We start from the raw sequence: 3,071 nt of genomic DNA, 5'->3' as shown, positions 1-3,071 counted from the left end.
GTACGACGGTCCGACCAGCGGGCCGCCTCGGCCAGCACGGCCTCCTCGTCACCGGAGAGGACCACCGACGACGGACCGTTGACCGCCGCCAGCTCCACCCCCTCCGGCAACTCCATCTCACCCTCACCCGCCTGGACCGCGACCATCGCACCGCCCTCCGGCAGCGCCTGCATCAACCGTCCACGCGCCGCCACGATCCGAGCCGCATCCGACAAAGACCACACACCCGCCACGCAAGCGGCAGCCAACTCACCCACCGAATGACCGAGTACCGCATCCGGGGCGACACCCCACGACTCCAGCAGCCGGAACAGCGCCACCTCGAAAGCGAACAACGCGGGCTGCGCGTACACCGTCCGATCCAGCTCAGGGGTATTGATCACCTCCCGCAGCGGACGGTCCAGCAGACCGTCGAACGCGGCACACACCTCACCGAAGGCTTGGGCGAACACCGGGAAGGCGGCGGCCAGTTCCTCGCCCATCCCCACCCGCTGCGCACCCTGCCCCGCGAACACGAACGCGGTGACGCGGTTGTCGCGGGCGCGGGCGGTTTCGACGTGTGCGGTGACGCGACCGGACGCCAACGCGGCGAGACCGTCGGCGAGTTCGGCCTTCTCGGTGCCGACGACGACCGCGCGGTGCGGCAGCGCCGCTCGGCCGGTGGCGAGGGAGTAGGCGGTGCCGAGGAGGTCGGTGTCGTCCCGCAGCCAGTCGGCGAGCCGTGCGGCCTGTGCGCGCAGCGCGGCCTCCGAGCGTGCCGACAACAGCCAGGGAAGGGCGGGAAGTCCGGGGGTCTCGGGGTGCGCGGCCTCCTCAGGTGCCTCTTCCAGCACCACATGGGCGTTGGTCCCGGACACACCGAACGACGACACACCCGCCCGACGCGGCCGACCCGCACGCGGCCATTCCCGCGCCTCGGTCAGCAACTCCACCGCACCCGCGGACCAGTCGACCTCCGGGGACGGCTCGTCCACATGGAGCGTGCGCGGCAGCACGCCGTGCCGCATGGCCTCGACCATCTTGATCACACCGGCCACACCGGCGGCGGCCTGCGCATGACCGATGTTGGACTTGATGGAGCCCAGCCACAGCGGTGCGTCCGAAGGCCGCTCCTGGCCGTAGGTGGCCAGCAGCGCCTGCGCCTCGATCGGGTCACCCAGCCGCGTCCCCGTACCATGCGCCTCCACCGCATCCACATCAGCGGCCGCAAGACCCGCACCCGCAAGGGCCTGACGGATCACCCGCTGCTGCGACGGACCGTTCGGCGCCGTCAGACCGTTCGACGCACCGTCCTGGTTCACCGCGGAACCACGCACCACGGCCAGCACCCGGTGCCCGTTCCTGCGCGCGTCCGACAACCGCTCCACGAGCAGCATGCCGACACCCTCGGACCAGCTGGCCCCGTCGGCCGCGGCGGCGAAGGACTTGCAGCGCCCGTCGGGGGCGAGGCCCCGCTGCCGGGAGAACTCCACGAACGTGCCCGGTGTCGCCATCACGGACACGCCGCCGGCCAGGGCGAGGTCGCACTCCCCCGAGCGCAGCGCGCTGATCGCCCAGTGCAGGGCCACCAGGGACGAGGAGCACGCGGTGTCCACGGTGATCGCCGGGCCTTCGAGGCCGAGGGTGTAGGCGATGCGGCCGGAGGCGACGCTGCCGGAGTTGCCCATGCCGAGGTAGCCTTCGAGGCCCTCCGGGGCGGTGCCGAGCCGGGCCGCGTAGTCGTGGTACATCAGTCCGGCGAAGACGCCGGTGGCGCTGCCGCGCAGCGTGGTGGGGTCGATGCCGGCCCGCTCGACGGCCTCCCAGGAGGTTTCCAGGAGCAGCCGCTGCTGCGGGTCCATGGCCAGCGCCTCGCGCGGGCTGATGCCGAAGAACTCGGCGTCGAACCCGGCGGCGTCGTGCAGGAACCCGCCTTCGCGTGCGTAGCTGGTCCCGGTGTGGTCGGGGTCGGCGTGGTAGAGGGCGTCGAGGTCCCAGCCGCGGTCTTCCGGGAAGGGGGAGATGACGTCCCGGCCCTCGGCGACGATCCGCCACAGGTCCTCGGGCGAGGCCACGCCGCCGGGGTAGCGGCAGGCCATGCCGACGATCGCGATCGGCTCGTCCGCACGGACGGCGGTGGTGGCCGTCCGGGGCGAGCCGGCCGTGGCGCCGAGCAGCTCGGCGAGGATGTGCCGGGTCAGGGCGGCCGGGTTGGGGTGGTCGAAGACGGTGGTGGTGGGCAGGCGGAGGCCCGTCACCGTGCCGAGGCGGTTGCGCAGGTCGACCGCGGTCAGGGAGTCGAAGCCGAGTTCGAGGAAGGCGCGGTCCTCGGCGATGGCGGCGGCCGACTCGTGTCCGAGGACGGCGGCGGCCTGGCCCCGGACCAGGTCGAGCACGGTCCGGGTCCGCTCGGCGGGGGTCTGGGCGGCGAGGCGGTCGCGCAGGGTGCCGGCGTCGGCGGCGCGTGCCGTGCGGCGGGCCGCGGCGCCAGCGAGGCTCCGCAGCACGGCGGGCATACGGGTGCCCTGCGCGCGGAAGGCCGTGAGGTCCAGGCGCGCGGCGACGGTCAGCGGTGCCTCGGCGGCGCAGGCGGCGTCGAACAGTTCCAGGCCCCGGTCGGCGGGGAGGGGGAGGACGCCGCCACGGGCCAGTCGCCCGGTGTCGGCGCCGGAGGTCATGGCGCTGGCCGGTGCCCACAGGCCCCAGGCGATGGAGGTGGCCGGCAGCCCCTGCGCCCGCCGATGCGCGGCGAGCGCGTCCAGCGCGGCATTGGCAGCCGCGTACCCGCCCTGCCCCGCACTGCCCACGACACCCGCCAGCGACGAGAACAACACGAACGCCCGCACGCCGAGGCTGGCCGTCAGCTCATGGAGATGCCAGGCACCGTCCACCTTCGCCGCCAGCACCGCGTCGACCCGCTCAGCCGTCAACGACTCCACCGTGCCGTCGTCCAGCACACCAGCCGCGTGCACCACACCCGTCAACGGGAAAGCCGCGACCAGGCGCTCCACCGCACCCCGGTCCGACACATCACACGCCACCACATCCACGGCGGCGCCCAACCCGGCCAGTTCGGCCACCAACTCCTCGGC

General features: G+C 73.6%; 1 protein-coding gene. It reads right to left on the bottom strand.

Going from position 1 to position 3,071, the window contains the following annotated elements; all coding sequences use genetic code 11:
- A partial coding sequence (locus CCN44_RS36185; RefSeq protein WP_143650233.1) for a type I polyketide synthase occupies window positions 1-3,071 on the bottom strand: 3,071 nt, incomplete at both ends.

The organism is Streptomyces tricolor, from assembly GCF_002155905.1.
Lineage (GTDB): Bacteria > Actinomycetota > Actinomycetes > Streptomycetales > Streptomycetaceae > Streptomyces > Streptomyces tricolor.
Note: the sequence above shows the minus strand (reverse complement) of the source record. Positions and strands in the feature narration are given on the sequence as shown.